Below are 18,242 nucleotides of genomic sequence, written 5' to 3' on the forward strand. Positions count from 1 at the left end.
AGAGATGATATGGGAAATGAAGTGAAACCAGGCATTTATTTCTATACATTAAGCATAAATGGAAAAACAGAAGCAGTGGAAAAATGTCTTTTAGTGAAATGAGAAAATTAAGAAAATCCTTGTTATTTGCTTGTTTATTTATCGTGATAGCTGGATTTCAGGGAAGTGTTTTTAGTGACAATCATATTGATTTTTTTATTGGAATGGGTTTTCCAGAATTCATTAATATTGGAATGCGATACCATGCTTCACAGATGCAGTTCGGCTTGAGTTATGGATTCTTACCACTTGATGATGAACCCTGCACTTCGATTACGGGTGATATATACTTCCACTTTGCAGGAAAACCGAAACACACTTCGAGAAAACCGTGGTATTCAAAGTTTGGTCTTAGTTATGTGAAAGACAAACAAGTAAGCGGTACTTCATCATATATCTACTCAAATTTTCGAATTGGGAGAGAGTTTTTTATTTCTAAAAAAATCGGTGTCGGAGCAGATGTCGGCTTTGGTATTGAACTTTCTAAAGAAATAACAGAAACCCAAGAAACATCTAGCTGGTTCAATTTTGATTTAGATTTCCCGATCATGCCCTGCATCAGTATAAATATATTCTATCATATAGATGTTTGATCGGATCTAAAAGGAATAGTACAATGAAGAAAAAAGATTGTTACTGGCTTAGTCCCTGCGGACTTTCGTGTGATACATGTAGCATCCATCTGCGCACACCGGAGGAGCTTGCATATTGGGAGAGTCAGAATGTCGATGCGGATAAGATCAGGTGTGATGGATGCAGATCAAATCTTGAAGGAAATCATTGGTCACCTTCCTGTAAAATATTGGCATGCTGTGTATATAAGAAACAACTCTCCTATTGTGCACAATGCGATGAATTTCCCTGCAGGATATTATTGGATTGGGCTGCACAATATTCACATCATGAAAATGCGGTTGACCGATTAAGAGAGATGAAAGCGCAAGGTGTTGTGAAGTGGCTGGAAGCACATGGATATGAGTAAATTCTAGATCATAAAAGAAGAATTAATCTACTTCAATACTTTCCTCTGCGAGAAGTATTAATTTATAATCTGTCTTTGATGTACCTGTGACAGGATCAAATCTATATAACATAACAACATCGAGTTCTGACCCGCTCCATTCACCGGGAGTGATCACCAAGAATGTCCTAACATCGTGTGTGCAATATTCGGCATCAACCCAGGAGCCGGAATTTGCATAAATGCTCGTGTAGTTACTTTGTGTGGGATACACCATGATATGTGGTTTGTGTGAATGCCCGAAAGCTATTATTTTATAAGGTTTTGTAGATGGATTGATTATATATTCATAGATAGGAGCACCCGAAAGTTCAACACCATCAAAAATTCCCATAGCAGTACTCATGGGAACCGGAACCTCGTTGACTGCCTGGGTTTCCTGCCATAGACTTTCGATGCTATCTGCATACATTTCATAGGCACCGTTAAAGGAAAACGGTTCAAAATAACTATCAATCCCATTCATCTTGATTATCTCATCGTACAGTGGGGGACACGCCATGTCGAAATCTGATAATACTGTCAGGAACGCAAGTGTCCAGCCTGTAAAGAACTCAAATGAACCTTTTTGGTTCGCGGATTCCATCAAATTGTTAGGGGGTTGTATTGTCATGCCTTGAGCATATAGACGTGAAATAAAATATCCCGGTGGGAGTTTGTGAGAAGGATTAACAAGCGATTGAGGACAATTGAAAAGATCATATCGATGACCATGTTCCATAATAATCTCATTAGCGGGGGCATATTTCCCAAGTCCGGGTACATCACCCATCCACGTAATATTTGGAATGATCCCATCAAGTATTTCTTGAGTAAGTAGCATATCATGGTTGCCTGGCACATAGATAAGCTCGATTTCACCATTATTAACGATTGTTCTGAACTTATTAAAGATCTCGACGTTAGTCGGGCAGTTTGCGATCGCCTGGAAGTAGTCTTTAGAATTGTGGATATTTATTGATGAATCAAAAGGTGCAACTTCATAAGGTACAAGCCATTCATCAAAAAGGTCACCAAGGATAACGAGTTGCTTAACATCAGGACTGTTCATTACATAATCAAGGAAATTTTCGAGTGCATCCGCATTTTCATCAAACCAGCAATAACCTCCGTCAATTGCTCTTTCATCACCCATATGCACATCACTTATACATACAATGGAAGTTCGTTGAAGACTATCTGCATTTGCAACTAAATCGATTGTTTCACCTGTTGTTCTAAATTGAATATCTTGAGTTTTTTCAAAAGATTCACCTTTGCTTGAGTGTAGCCCTGTTTTAAGGGTAAGTATATATTTCCAACCAGCCCTGAGGTAAAATTCAGGGTGAAACTGCAATGTTACAATCTTACCGAAAACATCTATATCGTAATGTGCATTTAAAGAGCCGGTTACATCTGAAAAATCTACATTCCCCTGGATTGTTGACTCATCGATTTCTTCAGAGAAAAGCATTTCGATAGATCGCACCATATGGTTCAGTTCATAATATAGGTCATGTTTATTATGTAGAGTTGGAAATGAAACAGTCAGTAATCCATCTGGTTTAGTCGTTTCAGAACATGAAAAAAATAAGATTATTAAGAGGAGTGTCGAGAAAAACGTGATAATATTAGCTTTATTGTATCTATGTTTCATGTTTACCTCTATTCACTAAATTATTCACAATAAATGAAAATAGAGAAATCAAATTGTCAATCAATATTTACTAATACTTGACATCTTCATACATGTATAAAAATTAATTTGTTAATGGATTATATAATGAAGAAGATATTATTAAGCATGATTTTTTTACTACTCGGGGTGAACGCTCTTTATGCACAAACAATAGAGGATTGGACCAAAGATTTCAAAGTCGAGTCCCATCATTTTGCGTCAACCGGAACAAATACATATTTTATTCTCGAACCCAATTATTATCTCATCCTCGAGCACCATGATGCAGATGAATATGAACGTCTTGTAATAACGGTCCTCGATGAAACGAAAATAATCGATGGGCTTGAAACCCGCATCGTTGAAGAACGAGAAAGTGTGAATAATGAACTGGTAGAGATTTCGCGGAATTATTATGCTTTTGATACAAATACGAGCAGTATTTACTATTTCGGTGAAGAAGTAGATATATATGAAGATGGAGAGATCGTCGATCATCATGGTGAGTGGATTTCAGGCAAAGACGGTGCGACTTTTGGGTTGATGATGCCGGGTATTACTTTGATAGGGTCGAAATATTACCAGGAAATTGCTCCAGACGTAGCAATGGATAGGGCTGAGATCATATCCGTTTCAGAATCCTTGACCACACCATTTTCTACTTTTGAAGGATGTCTTCGCGTTAAGGAAACCACACCGCTCGAACCTGGAATTCATGATTATAAAATCTATACCCCCGGAATCGGGTTGATCAGAGATGGGAATCTGCTTCTAGCTGATTGGAGATATCATGATAAATAATAGGGAATTTGAAATATTAAACTTTTTTGAAATTTTCCAATCTAACACAATGTTAACCAAATTATAGGTGGTTAAAATGAAAAAAAGAAAGACACGAAATTACGGCATTTTTTTTGTGACGCTCACTGCAGTTATCTTTATTGCATCACATGTAATAGCAGGACCTAACTCAAGATTACCCTCAGTACACAAAAACGCATCTGAAAAGAAAGAAGTAATCACTCAAACTGATAAGAATGAGACTGATGATACGAAATCCTCATCGCAGAAAAATGATACGAATAAGACTGCTGTTAAAGACATTGAAATTAAGAATAACAAGACAACCAGCGACGACAAGGTTAAAGACGCTGAAAAAAAGGTCATTGTTAAGCCAGTATTAAAAAACAAGACCGAAGACATTCAACCCTATACCCCGAAGGAAAAAGTAAATATCAATCCTTCGAATGAAAAAGAGATCATTACTTCTCCTAACAAGGATTACCAATCTCAACAAAAATTCATCCCAAAGGAGAAAAATTTCAGTTCAGAATCAGAATCGATACTATCTTCAAAGTCTGTCATTCCATCTCATTCATCTTCTGATAATGAGATGATACGAAATTATCTCAAAGATCATCCACATGGAGGTCAATCAAATTACATCTCACCAAGGCAGAAACTTGATCCAGAAGAGATTCAAATAGAAATAGAAAATGATAATGTTGATATCATCATCTATAATAATATTGAATACACATATTATTATGGTTACTATTACCGTCCCTGGGATGACTATTACTGGAGAGTGTGGCCTCCTTTCGGATTCAGAGTCAGTTGGCTTCCGCCTTATTATTATTCTTTCTGGTGGCGTGATATCGAGTATTACTATAGCTGCAATGTGTATTATGTATATATCCAGGAGCAGGATGAGTATGTTGTTGTTCGCCCTCCGATTGGTGCAATTGTTGAATCTATTCCAGATTACAGCGAAAAACTTATTGTTGATGGGGAGACGTATTTCATTGCGGACGGCTTGCAGTATAAAGCTGTTCTTGTAAATAAAGAGATATGGTTTAAGGTGATCAAAGTCGTTGATGATAGCCAGTATGCTGAAGTTGAATATCCGGTTGGATCTCTCGTTGAATTTCTGCCAGATGAGCGTGAAGTGATCTATATCGATGATGAAACCTATTATATTTCTGAAAATGTTCAATTTAAAGCTGTGATCGTTAATGATGAAATCTGGTTCCAGGTCCTCAAAGTAGGATAATAATTTAATGTAATTATACTTTGTGAAAGAGTATTGGAGGTTTGAGTGGGACGACTAACAGGATAATTTTGCCTGCATTTTTGAATTATTTGACAAATAATCTAAACACTAACCTATTATCCAAATTACAAAAAATAAGAAATATTGTTGATTAGATATTGATCTATTGGTTATATTTTGCCAATGCAACCCTTAGAGAGGAGTTCATGTGAGTAGATTAGTAGATTATTTCATTTCTTTGGTCACAATAGATAGTGAGTCAAAGGATGAAAAGAAGGTCTCTGAGAAGATTGCTGATGATCTTGTTGAGATGGGAGCAGAGGTTATTTTTGATAAGGCGCATCATGCAACACAGGGAAATGTGGGAAATCTGATTGGTAATTTTAAAGGTAAAGTAAATAAACTTCCGCTTCTTTTATGTGCCCACACCGATACTGTAAAACCAGGTGTTGGTGTTAAACCGGTAATCAAAGAAGGTCTTATTCGATCTGACGGCTCAACCATTCTTGGTAGCGATGATAAAGCCGGAGTAGCACAAATTATCGAAGCTATCAGACGTCTTGATGATGAGGGATTTGAATACGCACCGATACAGGTTCTATTCACAATTTCGGAGGAGATCGGATTACTCGGTGCAAAGAATCTTGACTATTCGCTGATCGACGCTAACGTCGGTTTTGCGCTTGACTGGCATGGAGTTGGAGCAATTGTCACTCATGCTCCATCATTGAATGTTTTTGAGATTGTAATAACAGGCAAGGAAGCTCATGCTGGTGGTTCTCCCGAAAAGGGAATCAATGCAATCCAGGTTGCCGGAGAAGCAATTGGGAAACTCAAGCTTGGAAGGATCGATTTTGAAACCACAGCGAATATTGGTAACATAAAGGGTGGACTGGCTCATAACATTGTTCCAAAACAGTGTTTTGTCAGCGGAGAAGTCCGCAGTCATGACGAAGCTAAATTAGAAAAAATCACACAAGAAATTATTGATACATTCAAAGAAGTTGCATCCAAGTATGAATTAACACTTGATAGTGAAGTGATTAAAGCACAGTCACATGCTCACGTTCTCAAAGATTTTGCAGCGCTGAAAATTTCTGAAGAAGAAGAAATTGTGAAAATCGCAGAAAGAGCTGCACGAAATATCGGCATCGAACCTTCTATCGTAACTGGCGGTGGCGGTAGTGATGCGAATGTATTTTTCGAACATGGTTTGGTCGTTCCTATCATTGGTACAGGTATGAATGATGTCCATTCTACGCATGAGAATATTAAAATTCAGGATCTCGAAGATGTTACCCGCTGGGTCATGGAGATCATCAAAGAATATAGCAGACAATAAAAAACAGACATATAAGAGGTACTTATGAAAAAATATTTGTTGGCACCCGGACCTACACCGGTCCCTGAAGCCATTCTTCAGACAATGGCTGAACCAATGGTTCACCACAGGACTCCTGCATTCAAGGAAAAAGTAGGAAAAGCAATCGAAGGATTGAAATACGTTTTTCAAACAAAAAATGATGTATTGATCTTCACTGCAAGTGGAACTGGCGCAATGGAAGGGGCAGTCTCAAACGTGCTCAATCCCGGAGATAAAGCGATAATAATTCGTGGTGGGAAATTCGGTGAGCGCTGGGGACAGATCGCAGAGAAATTCCATGCAATTCCCTTATACATCGATATCGAGTGGGGAACTGCTGTGGATCCTGCAATTGTGGAAAAACTCCTAAAAGAAAATCCTGATGTAAAAGCCGTTTACACACAACTGACCGAAACATCAACATGCAGTCTCCAGCCCGTTCAAAAACTCGGTGAGATCGTAAGTAAAACAAATGCACTCCTTGTTATCGATGCAATTTCAGGACTCGGTGGACAGGAATTCTATATGGATGACTGGAAGGTCGACATCTGCGTTGCTGGTTCTCAAAAAGGCCTGATGCTTCCTCCGGGACATGCCTATGCAGCCGTCAGTGAAAAAGCATGGAAAATGATCGATGATTGTAAGCAATCAAATTACTATTTCGATTGGAAGAAATATCGAAAAAAATTAGCAACCAATACAGATCCCTATACCGGTTCTGTTCTGCATATTAATGGACTCATCGTTGCACTCGATATGATTAAAGAACGCGGTCTTGAAAACATGTTCTATCAGTATCAGGTTCTTGCAAAAGCTGTTCGTGCAGCAATCAAAGCACTTGGTCTTGAACTGTATGCGCATCCTTCATGTGATGTTGCAACAGCGATCAAAGTGCCAGAATCCCTCGATGGACAAGCTCTTGTAAAAAATCTCAGGGACAAATATGGATTTACTATAGCTGGCGGACAGGAACCGATCAAAGGTAAGATTTTCCGTATAGCACACATGGGCTATATCGAGATCTTTGATATAATAGCTGTTATCTCTGCCCTTGAAATCGCTCTGAACGAACTCGGATGGAAATTTACCTGGGGAGCAGGGCTTACTGCTGCGCAGGAAGTTCTTGCAACAGAATATAAATTCTAACGAAAAAATAACCATACAAGGCGGGTGTATTCCCGCCTTTCTTATTATATCATGCCGGTAAAAATACAAGCAATCCAACCTGATTCAATAGCTGAAGAGTTGGGAATCTTACCAGAAGATACACTCGTTTCTATTAATGGTCATGAAATCCAGGATGAACTGGACTACTTATTTTATCAGGCAGATGAGAAAATATCTCTGGTTGTTACAGATCAGGAGAAGACAGTTACGCATATTTTCGGGAAAGATATCGACAAAGATATTGGGTTGATCCTGTATCCAATAAAGGTAAGAAAGTGTTCATGCAACTGCATTTTTTGTTTTGTTGATCAGATTCATCCTGATGCTCGAACTTCTCTCAAAATAAAAGATGACGATTACCGACTTTCTTTTTTTCACGGGAATTTTATAACACTCTCAAACCTCACTAATAAAGATTATAAACGTATCATTGAACAGCATCTTTCACCTCTCTATATATCGGTTCATTCAACAAACGATGAACTGCGGCAAAAGATCATGAGGTATAAGAACAAGATTTCTATCCTGAAAAAACTCAAGTTATTTGCAGAGAATGGGATCACGATGCATACACAGATCGTACTGATCCCTGGTTGGAATGACGGAGAAAAACTCAAGAGATCCGTGCATGACTTAGCGCTACTGTATCCTGAAGTTCAATCGATTGGGATCGTGCCTGTGGGTTTAACAAAATTCAGGCAAAATCTTACCTCTCTATTAAAGGTTACTCCTTTGCAAGCAAAAGAAATTATAGAGAATACGAATCTTTGGAGGGAGGATTTTTTAGAAAGCTGTGGTTCAGGAATTGTAACCCTTGCAGATGAATTTTATCTTCTTGCAGGGGAATCCATACCTGAAACAGACTATTATGAAGGTTTTCCGCAAATCGAGAACGGCATTGGCATGGTGAGGGATTTCCTGAATACATGGGAATCTTATTCAGCTGAGTTACTGGAAAAATATGAGAGTAAGAAGGTTCTCTTTGTTACAGGTATTGCATTTTATCCGATATTGAATGAATTGATCGATCGACTGAACTCAAATAACAACCAGCAATGGAAAGTGCTTCGAGTAGAAAATCAATTTCTTGGAAATGAAATAACAGTTGCGGGACTCCTTGCAGGATGTGATGTGAGATCAGCCCTCAAAAAAGAGCATTATGATGTAGTACTCCTTCCGGATGAGATGTTCAATGTGGACGGGATTACCTTAGATGGTCTTACAAAACAACACATATTGTCAGTCTGAGGTTCTCGAAGACTGACATCAATTCCATTACCTACAGAGTTTCTATCAATCTAGCATTATTGTTAATTGGTGAATTCACCTCTTGCGAAACTTCATGAAATTCAATCTGTTCAGACGAATAGGGAACAAGCATTTGCTTCAATTGCTTCATATCACTGTTCTTAAACCACATTGAAAATTCCTTTTCAGACAGAATCACCGGCATTCGGGGATGTATCGATTTGATCTCTTTTGCTGCATCGGTTGTGATAATACTACAAGTGGTAATCCTATTTCCATCCGGTGAGTTCCATTTGTCATAGATACCGGCAAAGCAGATTGGTTTATTATCCTTCAAGTGAATGAAGTATGGATATTTCTTTGCACCTCTCTGCTGCCATTCATAAAATCCATTGGCAACGACCAGGCATCGCCTTTTCTGAAATGAGTATTTAAAACTCGGTTTTTCATCCACTGTTTCACTTCGTGCATTGATGAGTTTAAAGCCAATCTTTTCATCTTTTGCCCAATAGGGAATCAAACCCCAGCGCATAGCAGTGAGTTTTGACTGCCCATTCTCGATGATAACTGCTACATCCTGAGTTGGAGCAATATTGTAACTTGGTTGCAGTTCGATCTCGATCTGATCAAGATTGAATGCTTGCTTTATCTCTTTCGCTGTATTTATTCGGGCAAATCGTCCACACATCGTTACTCCTTGTTGTCATCTGCTTTAACCACCCGAATTTGATCCCATTGCGTGGTAAAATGCGGTGATTTATGAGCGCGCTTCATCATCCATGGTTTCTGTATGCCAGTTGCTGCATAGTGTAGTGTATCGCTGCCCCATTTCTTGTTTACATTATCGATGATTTCGGTAAGCAGTTTATTTCTGCTATGGAAGTATGATTCGGTAAAGAGATTCAACTGATATTTATCCTGCTCGACAATACCGCTGAGCATCACGCCTGCCTTCTTATAACGGTATCCATCCCGAAAAATTTTTTTGAGATTTTCGTGTGCATGTTTGATAAAATCAACTGTACAATCCGTCGCTTCCGGCAACTCATACATATAACTGTTTGAATACTGTGGTTCTTCCGGTTTGAATCGATTCGTCGCCACAAAGACCTGGATGAATGATGCAAGACATTTCTGCCTTCTTAATTTTTCAGTAGCGGTTGTTACATATGTCGCCACAGCTTCTTCCATCTCTTCAAGCGTTTCAACCGGTCGCCCAAAGGAACGAGAACTGACGATCTCTTTTTTGTGAGGAATCACTTCTTCAAGATCGATCGACGGGATACCCCGAAGTTCGAAAACAGTAGCAAGCCCCATAACGGTCATATTTTTCTTCACCCATTTATCCGGAGCATATTTTAGATCGTAAGCGGTGTTGAAATTATTACGTTTCAGGAGTTTTTCGTATTGCCAGCCCACTCCCCAGATGTCTGACACATCCATCTTTTTCAGGAATTTATCGATCTCGTGCTCTGAAAGGTCAGTTATATCTAGTACGCCTTTGTAGTCTTTGCTTTTCTTGGCGAATCTGTTTGCAACTTTAGCCAAGGTTTTGGTTTCAGCAATACCGATTGAGATTGGTATGCCGGTCCAGTTTTCAACAGTTGTCTTGATCTTTTTTCCATATTCAGTAAGATCTCGATCAGCAAATCCATTGAGTCCAAGGAACGCTTCATCAATCGAGTAGATTTCAAGGTCTGGGCTGAATTGCTCGAGGGTTTGCATTACTCTGTGGGACATGTCGCCATACAAAGCATAGTTGGAGGAGAATACATAAATGTTGTGTTTTTTAATAAGGTACTCAGCTTTAAAAACTGGTTTTCCAAAAGGCATACCAATTGCTTTTGCTTCGTTAGAACGAGCTACAACACAGCCATCATTATTTGAGAGAACAATAATTGGTTTACCCTCAAGGTCAGGTCGAAAAACCCGCTCACATGATGCGTAGAAATTATTACAATCAACAAGTGCAACGATGTTTTTCATGATTTAATAGAACGCAGATTAATACTGATTATGCAGTTCATCGCAGATGAAGATTTTATATTAGTAATATTTTTCACAATACTTGTTACTAATCAGAGTCTATCGGTTGCATCAGCGACCACCTGTGTTAATATTCTTTACATCCATAGTACACAGATTCACCTTACTGCGTTTGCAGATTGTGCGGATGCTCACGGATAGGGCTTCAAGGTAAAAAATCTTTTCCAAAATATTATTCTTTATCAGTTTTTATCAGTAAGATCAGCGTCATCTGTGTTCTATTCTTAAATTGGTTTATGGATAACATACGTGACAACACCCCAAACATGGAAATCCATATCAGCAGTGATCTCGATCGGTTCGAAATGCACATTGCTGGACTGCAAATAGAGTTTATCATTCTGATGCCAGATTCTCTTCACGGTGAGTTCACCATTCACCGCAGCAATTACTATTTTCTGTTTTTCCGGTTGAATAGCTCTATCCACAATAAGAATATCACCGGAGTGAATTGCAGCATCGATCATAGAATCTCCTTCTACTCGGACGAAAAATGTCGCTGCAGGATGTTTGACTAAATGCTTGTTCAAATCAAGGGTTGATTCGATATAATCACTGGCAGGGGAGGGGAAACCTGCCTTGATCTCAGATTTATACATTGGAAGTTCAAGTTCGATACCTTCTTCATAGCTCAATATCTGCGCGATGTTCTTACCCTTTTTTAAAGGTCGTATATTATTTTCTTTTTTATTCATACTTACACGCTCGTGGTCCAAATAATTTTGTGCCGATCCTAATAATATTAGCCCCTTCTTCGATGGCAATTTCATAGGAATTACTCATACCCATCGAAAGGTATTTCATTTCAATATGTGGGATATTAAGTGCTTTGATATGTTCAAAAATACGCTTTGTTTCCACGAAATAGGGACGTGCATCTTCAGGATCACCGGTAAAAGGTCCCATGGTCATAAGTCCCATGACTTTTATGTTTGGTAATTGTTCGATTTCTCGAATGAGCTGCTCAACATCTTCCGGCATAACACCGTTCTTCTGAGATTCCCGTCCACTGTTCACCTCGATAAGTATCGGCATGATCTTGCTGATCAATCTTGCATACTTATCGATTTTTCGTGCGAGTTTCACAGAATCGACGGTTTCTATCATATCACATATCGGGATAACCTGTACAACTTTGTTACTTTGCAGATGTCCAATAAAATGCCATTGTGCTTTATTCCCGACTTTTTCATGAACCGCAGCAGCTTCCTGCACATAATTTTCCCCGATCTTTGTTATCCCTGCTTCAACTGCTTCGAGGATTTCTTCAGCATTCCGCGTTTTTGCGGCAGCAACCACCTCGACACCTTCTGGGATTTCTCCGAGTATTTTTTTTACATTTTCACTAATAAAACTCATTATGTCCTTTCATGTGTGTTCACACATTATGAACAACATTCATTGTAATATACCTTCCTTTGTCAACTCCTATTTCGTTGCCGCATTGGCAGAGTACTTTATCGCTTGTATAAACTGCATTATCATCAAGAATTCGAGATTTGTAACATTTCAAAATGTGTCCCCGTCCTACCTTTTTGTATTTGAAAATTTTGCTTTTGCATTTATCACATCTGATAGTAATAATGCGCGATCGGTCCGCCATATCAAAAAAGCTCTTGTTGAGATTTCGAAGGTTCTGATTTCTTCTTTTTCTTATACGTTACTCTTTTCTCATCAAGGAGTTTCTGCTCGATCGCTGATATGAAAGGGGATCGGGGAAGTGTGTACGATTTTCCAAAGAGAAATCGACTTTGTGCACATGTCAGGTACAGCAATTCCCGTGCGCGGGTCATGCCCACATAAAAGAGCCTTCTTTCTTCATCGAGATCGCATTTCTTATCTTCAAATAATGAATAGGGAAGTATGCTATCTTCGCATCCTGCAATAAAAACACAATCGAATTCCAATCCTTTTGCAGCATGAAGCGTGAGAATGTTCACCCGTTCGAGTGTGAAATCGCTTGTATCCACGCCTGCGCCGAGGATCGTGAATTTAAGAAAGGTATCGAAATCATCATCGAAATTTTCTACATAGTTCATCATTTTCCGTACCGATTCTTCCAGCCGCACCTTCTCTTTAAAGAATTTCTTGATGATCATATCGAGTGCCTGCTGCACATTATGTTCGATTAGGCATGTTTTGAGTTCATTCAGATCGGGCATGGTGAGTACATTCCGTTTAAGAAGTTCATCGATAAGGAACAGATTGCTGGGATTGAGTGCAAGCCGAAGCACATCGAGGATGGATTTGACCGGTTCCTCAAAAAATAAGGAAATCTCCGTTACTTTCTGATAGGGAATGGAGTGGTCGTTCAGCGCTTTTTCCAATGCAGATATCTGTGCTTTCAGTCTGCAGAGAATTGCAACATCAGCAAGACTTTTTACTTGCGAACCTTCGCTCCCATCGGTAATGGAACTGTCCATCGAGAAAAATCGAACGCCGCCAATTAATTGTTCGATCTCACGAGCAATGAACTCGGCTTCGCTTTTATCTGTTCCATGGGAGGAGATGTTCACCTTCACACCTTCATGCAATCCCGAAAGCATGTCCTGATTCTGTATAACCTGGTTCGATGCTCGTAAAATAGTATCAGAACAGCGATAGCTTGTGAGTAGGGAAATGGTCACTGTCTGGCTGTAATCTTTTTTGAATTTATCAATGTATCCAACATCCGCACCACGAAATCCATATATTGCCTGGTTTGGATCGCCGATCGCTGTGAGATTTGCATTCCTGTCCGGTTTTATAAGCCGTATGAGTTGATATTGTGCAGCATCGATGTCCTGGAATTCATCGATGAGAATGAATTGCAATTTCCTCTGGTAAAAATCCCTAAGGGATTCTTCATTTTGCAGAAGTATGACCGGTTTATAGATCATATCTTCGATATCAAACAAGTTAAATTGACGCAGCGCTTTTTCATATTTTTCAAAACAGCTTTTTGTGACTTGTTTTCTAATTTTGGATGGAGGTGTTGCTGTCAGTTTTATTTTTGAAATTTCTTCTGAGAGTTTCTTAACATCTTTCTTATTGCATTCGGTTTTTTCTAAGAGAAAACGTTGTTTGTCATGTTCATCGAGGATACCAAAATGAGAATTTCTCTTAAAATATCCGGCATGTTCTCTGAGAATTGAATAACCAAAGGAGTGGAAAGTCGAAACGTGTAATTCCTCTTTTGATGTGGTATCGAGGAGCAGATCGAGACGTTCTTTCATCTCTTCTGCTGCCTTATTGGTAAAGGTTACAGCGAGAATATTTTGCGGTTTGATGCCCCGTTCTTTGATACAATAGGCAATGCGCGCAGTGAGTGTTCTCGTTTTACCAGTTCCTGGTCCTGCAAGGATCAACAGCGGTCCCGGGTAATATTGAACTGCTCGTTTCTGTTCGTCGTTCAACTGGCTGAGAAAATCAGATGGCGAAGGTATGTCAGGTTTCTTTTTCTCGATGAAAAGAGCAGGTTCTTCGACTCGTTCATGAAGTTTTTGAAACGCTGCAATGTCAAAATTGATGAGTGGTTTTTTTGAGGGTGGTTTTACTTCTTCTGCGAGGTCAGAAAAGAGTGCTTCCTGGTTTTGCAGGTCTTTTAACTCCTCTTTTGTAAATGCCTGAATAATGCCATATTCACCGTCATATCCTTCCTGAATATGCACCTGTCCGTTTCGCATTCTTCGTATTGCTTCTGCGAGAATTTCATTGGTTTTATGTTCGATTTCTTCTAAAGGAGCATGCAAAAGTATATCGAATTCAGAACCGAATTTTTGAATCAGAGTATCATATGCCTGCGCAACTTTTTTTGAGGTTTTACCCACTTCGAGAATCTCAGCAAGCAATTCATCGAGAGTTATCAATGAATGGAAATCATGCCTGTGATATCGTTTTTCAGGATCGGACCTGTCTGCAAGCTGGGCAACACGATTGAGCACGCCAACGGTCACTTTCCTTCCACATTGCGGGCAAATCCCATTATGCTTCAGTGTTTCAACAGGATCCCAGCACACGCCGCATTTCCTGTGACCATCAAAGTGATATTTGCCTTCCTGGGGAAAGAATTCGACTGTTCCTAAAAATTGTTCATTATCACCGGATTTCATGGCATGATGAATAGAATCATAGCTGAGTTCCGTTTCAAAAAGATTTGCTTCCCTGCCGAGTTTTGAGGGTGAATGAGCATCGGAATTTGATATGAGTGTATATTTATCGAGGAAAGAGCAAATCCAATTCATAGGAGGATCGGAGGACAAACCAGTTTCAACCGCAAATATATGATCGGCAAGGTCGTCATAACATTCGTCGATAGTATCGAAACCGGATTTTGAACCGAGAGCAGAGAACCAGGGTGTCCAGATATGTGCAGGAATGAGAAAAGCATCATCCGATGTTTCGAGTACGATTTCAAGAAGATCACGGGAATCTAAACCGAGAATAGGTCTACCATCCGACGTTATGTTTCCAATCTGAGATAGCTTATTCTGAATTTTCTCAACTGTAACAAAATTTGGGGCAAAGAGGACATTATGTACTTTTCTTACTTTCCCATGTTTTTTATAGATATTACTTATCTCAGCTGTAAGAATAAAACGAGTTGGGTTTTCATAGATTACTTTTTGAAAATCTTTTCTGAGTGTAAAAAGTCCTTGTTCTGCAGGTTCAAGTTTTTGTTCGAGTTCTTTAAGCCAACCCGGATGGGAAAAATCACCGGTACCAACGACAGCGATGCCTTTCTTCTGTGCCCAACTATCTAGTTCTTCCGGTATCAGGTCTTTGCTTGTTGCAATGGAAAAATGAGAATGAATGTGAAAATCGGCTATGAATTTCATTGTATACTTATTTTCTTTCCTTCATCATTGGATATTCAGTGTTGGATACCTGTCACGGCGGAGCGCAGCAAAGACGGATTGGATATTGATTCCATTCTTACGTCGATGTTTTAAAAAGTCCGATCAAACCAATTGTACCGAAAATGATATTTGCAAACCACGCAGCCATTACTGGTGAGAGCAATTCATTGTAACCGAGGCTTTGTCCGAATCGTACAACCGAAATGTAAATAAAACAGATCGCAATTGCCACCACAAAACCGATTCCCCGTGACTTTCCTCTCTTTGATAGCGATGCTAAGGGAATACAGAATAATATCATAATTACATTAACAAATGGGTAGGCAAGCTTCAGGTTCAATTCAACAAGTTCTTTCTGATGTTTTTCCCCAATCCGTTTCAGGCGCTCGACATAGTCACTCAGTTCAAAAACAGTCATCTCATCTGGTTTTTTCGTGCTTTTTACCAGGTCCATCGGCTGAATGGTGATATCTTCAAAATACTGATCTTCGAAAGGAATATAGGATACTAACCGGTTGTCATCAAACTCACGAATATACCCTCGATAAAAGGTAAGGATCATTGCGTTTGATTGTGTGGAATCGACACTCCACAAACCATGTTCAGCATGTATCTTTTTCACGATCTCGTTCTCATCATTGAAAACAGATATATCGATGTCTTTGATCTTATTCTTATAACCATCGAGGAATCCGATATAATACAACCGGTTTTTATCATCTTTATACTGAATATTAGATCGGACGCGAATATCGGTCTTTTGTTGTTTTTTGATCTTTACCTTTTCGATATAGATCCTCGTATCTTCAGCCCACGGCATGACCGTATCGCCAAAGACAAATAATAGAATGGTTACAATAAATCCGAATGCAAAGAGAGGAACAGACATCCTTTTTATGCTGATGCCGGCACTGCGGATCGCTACAGTTTCATTGTGTTTTCCCATATATTGCATTAGAAAAAGCCCGGCTAGCAGGATCGCTACCGGTGATGAAAGTACAACAATATAGGGAATTCGTAAAGCAAAATAGGATACCACATCCCAGAAAGCAGGTTCTTCACTCAGGAATCTGCTCCACTTCTCGAAAAATTCGATCACAAGAAAGATCGCCGCAAAAGAACTGAGAATGATCAGGTATAAACGCGAAAAACTTTTAAAGAGATATTTATCAATAATTTTCATGGACTGGTTCTTTTTTCTTCTTGCGTTTTAAGATGTCTTTAATGCGTTCGAGGTGTATTACTTTTCGTTCACGCATCGAGTAGATCACCAGATAAACGCCAACAATTGTAAAAAGGATATTTGAGATCCACATGCCGATAAATGGTGAGATGATCATCTTATCTGCCAGTTCCTCTCCTGCGAAAAGAGATACGTAATACACCACAAAAACAAGTGAGCTGACGACAAATCCCATGCCGACCGAATTCGTTCTGGTCATCATACCGATGGGAGCGCCAATAAGAATGAAAACAAGGCATGCGAAAGCGATCGAGTATTTCTTATCGACCTCGACCTGGTATTTGCTCATCTCCCTGCTGAGACTGTAAATCCGCTGATCTCGGATATTGATAAGGTGTTTGAGCTTGTCTATTTCCTGTTTATTACCCTCTTCAGGATCTTCTTCTAATGCAAGAAGCTGTTTCTCATACTTCTCTTTATCTTTGATCTTCTCCTGTCGCTGTACATCGAGGTCCTCAATGTGCTTTTTCATATCAGAAGAACTCATTTCCCTGTCACCACGCTGTGCCAGATGTGCTTCGCTGACGCCGATCCCTAGATCGGGTATCATGATTTTATATTGTTTAAAGACCATGGTGGTGTAATCCTGGGGGTCGTCTTTGGAGATTTCATGAATAAGTCCATTATACAATGTTGCATCGAGTGAGTTCCCGCCGTTGTACAGCTCGATATAGCCATATTCTGCTGTGATCGTTCGCGGATATTTTCCATTACTCTTATCATAAATGACAATGTCGTTGTAGGTTCCAGTTTCTTCAGATTTATCATGGTAGTAAAAATTATAATCTTTGAGTTCTGTAAAAAGTCCGGGCTTGAGTTCTGAGGTTGGTCTTCGTGCGCTTATCTTTATCAGAAGATTTTTCAATGTATAATTACTTTCCGGCAGGATGTGGTCATTGAAATATATCATGAAAAGAGATACAAGGATCGCTGCGATGACAACCGGTTTCATCATACTGTAAATATTGATCCCACTCGCTTTGAACGCAGTGATTTCATTATCCGATGCAAGCCGACCAAATGCCATGATCGTTGCCACCAGAACTGACATTGGAATAGCGAGCGCAAGCATGAAGGGTAGGCTGAGAACAAAGACCTGTGTGGTCGTCCAGAGGTCGAGATGTTTGGTTATGATGAGATTCAAAAGGTCGAGTACTCTGTCCAGCAGCATGATGAAGGTGATCACCATAACAGAGAGGACAAAGGGACCTGCATGTTCACGGAGAATGTATCTTGATAATATTTTCATCACACGACCTTTCGCAGTGCAGTTTTTGAGATGAGGGAAATTTGTCAATTTTTGGGAAAAAATAACATAGAGTATTAACCACGAAAAACACGAAAATGTACGAAAGAAAGAAAAGAAAAAAGTATAAACCACAGAGTACACAGAGATATTTATGGTAAAGGAGAAATAGAAAGAATTATTCATTCAAAATAAAGGCATTCAGGATTAATTCTTCTCCCCTCTAATAAGAGGGATGATCCCGATGCAGCGGGATCGGGGTGTGTTACGTTTGAAAATTTGTCTTGACAGTTTTCAGCGATATACATCAATTCATCATGA

14 protein-coding genes and 1 pseudogene are annotated in these 18,242 nt (G+C 39.3%); 7 read left to right on the top strand and 8 right to left on the bottom strand.

Annotated features, from left to right (window positions below; all coding sequences use genetic code 11):
* Positions 1-83: 83 nt before the first annotated feature.
* Positions 84-632, top strand: a complete 549-nt coding sequence (locus JW794_00990) for a hypothetical protein (protein MBN2016702.1) — start codon at positions 84-86, stop codon at positions 630-632.
* A gap of 23 nt (positions 633-655) precedes the next feature.
* Positions 656-1,021: a DUF3795 domain-containing protein gene (locus tag JW794_00995; GenBank protein ID MBN2016703.1), complete on the top strand. Its 366-nt coding sequence runs from the start codon at positions 656-658 to the stop codon at positions 1,019-1,021.
* A gap of 22 nt (positions 1,022-1,043) precedes the next feature.
* On the opposite strand, the gene JW794_01000 is transcribed toward JW794_00995, so the two are convergent.
* Positions 1,044-2,696 (bottom strand): metallophosphoesterase, encoded by a 1,653-nt coding sequence (locus JW794_01000; protein MBN2016704.1) that lies wholly within the window; start codon positions 2,694-2,696, stop codon positions 1,044-1,046.
* A 201-nt stretch (positions 2,697-2,897) separates the two neighbouring features.
* On the opposite strand from JW794_01000, the pseudogene JW794_01005 reads away from it, so the two are divergent.
* From JW794_01005 to JW794_01025, 5 genes and pseudogenes are all read left to right on the top strand, one after another.
* A pseudogene (locus tag JW794_01005) lies at positions 2,898-3,518 on the top strand (hypothetical protein).
* 76 nt (positions 3,519-3,594) lie between these two features.
* Entirely contained in the window at positions 3,595-4,770 is a 1,176-nt protein-coding gene (locus JW794_01010; protein ID MBN2016705.1) for a hypothetical protein, read from the top strand.
* A gap of 208 nt (positions 4,771-4,978) precedes the next feature.
* Positions 4,979-6,112, top strand: a complete 1,134-nt coding sequence (locus tag JW794_01015; GenBank protein MBN2016706.1) for a M20/M25/M40 family metallo-hydrolase — start codon at positions 4,979-4,981, stop codon at positions 6,110-6,112.
* A 24-nt stretch (positions 6,113-6,136) separates the two neighbouring features.
* The gene (locus JW794_01020; GenBank protein ID MBN2016707.1) at positions 6,137-7,279 is read left to right on the top strand and encodes an alanine--glyoxylate aminotransferase family protein; all 1,143 of its coding nucleotides are present in this window, start codon (positions 6,137-6,139) and stop codon (positions 7,277-7,279) included.
* Positions 7,280-7,330: 51 nt separating this feature from the next.
* Positions 7,331-8,548: a DUF512 domain-containing protein gene (locus JW794_01025; protein MBN2016708.1), complete on the top strand. Its 1,218-nt coding sequence runs from the start codon at positions 7,331-7,333 to the stop codon at positions 8,546-8,548.
* Positions 8,549-8,579: 31 nt separating this feature from the next.
* Here JW794_01025 and JW794_01030 read toward each other — a convergent pair whose 3' ends face one another.
* The 7 genes from JW794_01030 to JW794_01060 form a co-directional block, all read right to left on the bottom strand.
* Positions 8,580-9,236 (bottom strand): SOS response-associated peptidase, encoded by a 657-nt coding sequence (locus tag JW794_01030; protein MBN2016709.1) that lies wholly within the window; start codon positions 9,234-9,236, stop codon positions 8,580-8,582.
* 2 nt (positions 9,237-9,238) lie between these two features.
* Complete coding sequence (locus tag JW794_01035; protein ID MBN2016710.1) at positions 9,239-10,534, bottom strand: Y-family DNA polymerase; 1,296 nt, start codon at positions 10,532-10,534, stop codon at positions 9,239-9,241.
* A gap of 284 nt (positions 10,535-10,818) precedes the next feature.
* Positions 10,819-11,289, bottom strand: coding sequence for a translesion error-prone DNA polymerase V autoproteolytic subunit (gene umuD, locus JW794_01040; GenBank protein ID MBN2016711.1), 471 nt, complete (start codon positions 11,287-11,289; stop codon positions 10,819-10,821).
* The gene (locus JW794_01045) at positions 11,282-11,953 is read right to left on the bottom strand and encodes a YggS family pyridoxal phosphate-dependent enzyme (GenBank protein MBN2016712.1); all 672 of its coding nucleotides are present in this window, start codon (positions 11,951-11,953) and stop codon (positions 11,282-11,284) included. The genes umuD and JW794_01045 overlap by 8 nt, the downstream gene beginning before the upstream one ends.
* A 245-nt stretch (positions 11,954-12,198) precedes the next feature.
* Entirely contained in the window at positions 12,199-15,411 is a 3,213-nt protein-coding gene (locus JW794_01050; protein ID MBN2016713.1) for a UvrD-helicase domain-containing protein, read from the bottom strand.
* 97 nt (positions 15,412-15,508) lie between these two features.
* Complete coding sequence (locus JW794_01055; GenBank protein ID MBN2016714.1) at positions 15,509-16,615, bottom strand: LptF/LptG family permease; 1,107 nt, start codon at positions 16,613-16,615, stop codon at positions 15,509-15,511.
* The gene (locus JW794_01060; protein ID MBN2016715.1) at positions 16,602-17,924 is read right to left on the bottom strand and encodes an LptF/LptG family permease; all 1,323 of its coding nucleotides are present in this window, start codon (positions 17,922-17,924) and stop codon (positions 16,602-16,604) included. Before JW794_01060 ends, JW794_01055 begins: the two co-directional genes overlap by 14 nt.
* Between the last annotated feature and the right edge of the window lie 318 nt (positions 17,925-18,242).

It is taken from the genome of Candidatus Cloacimonadota bacterium (assembly GCA_016932035.1).
In the GTDB taxonomy this organism is placed as follows: Bacteria; Cloacimonadota; Cloacimonadia; order JGIOTU-2; family JGIOTU-2; genus Celaenobacter.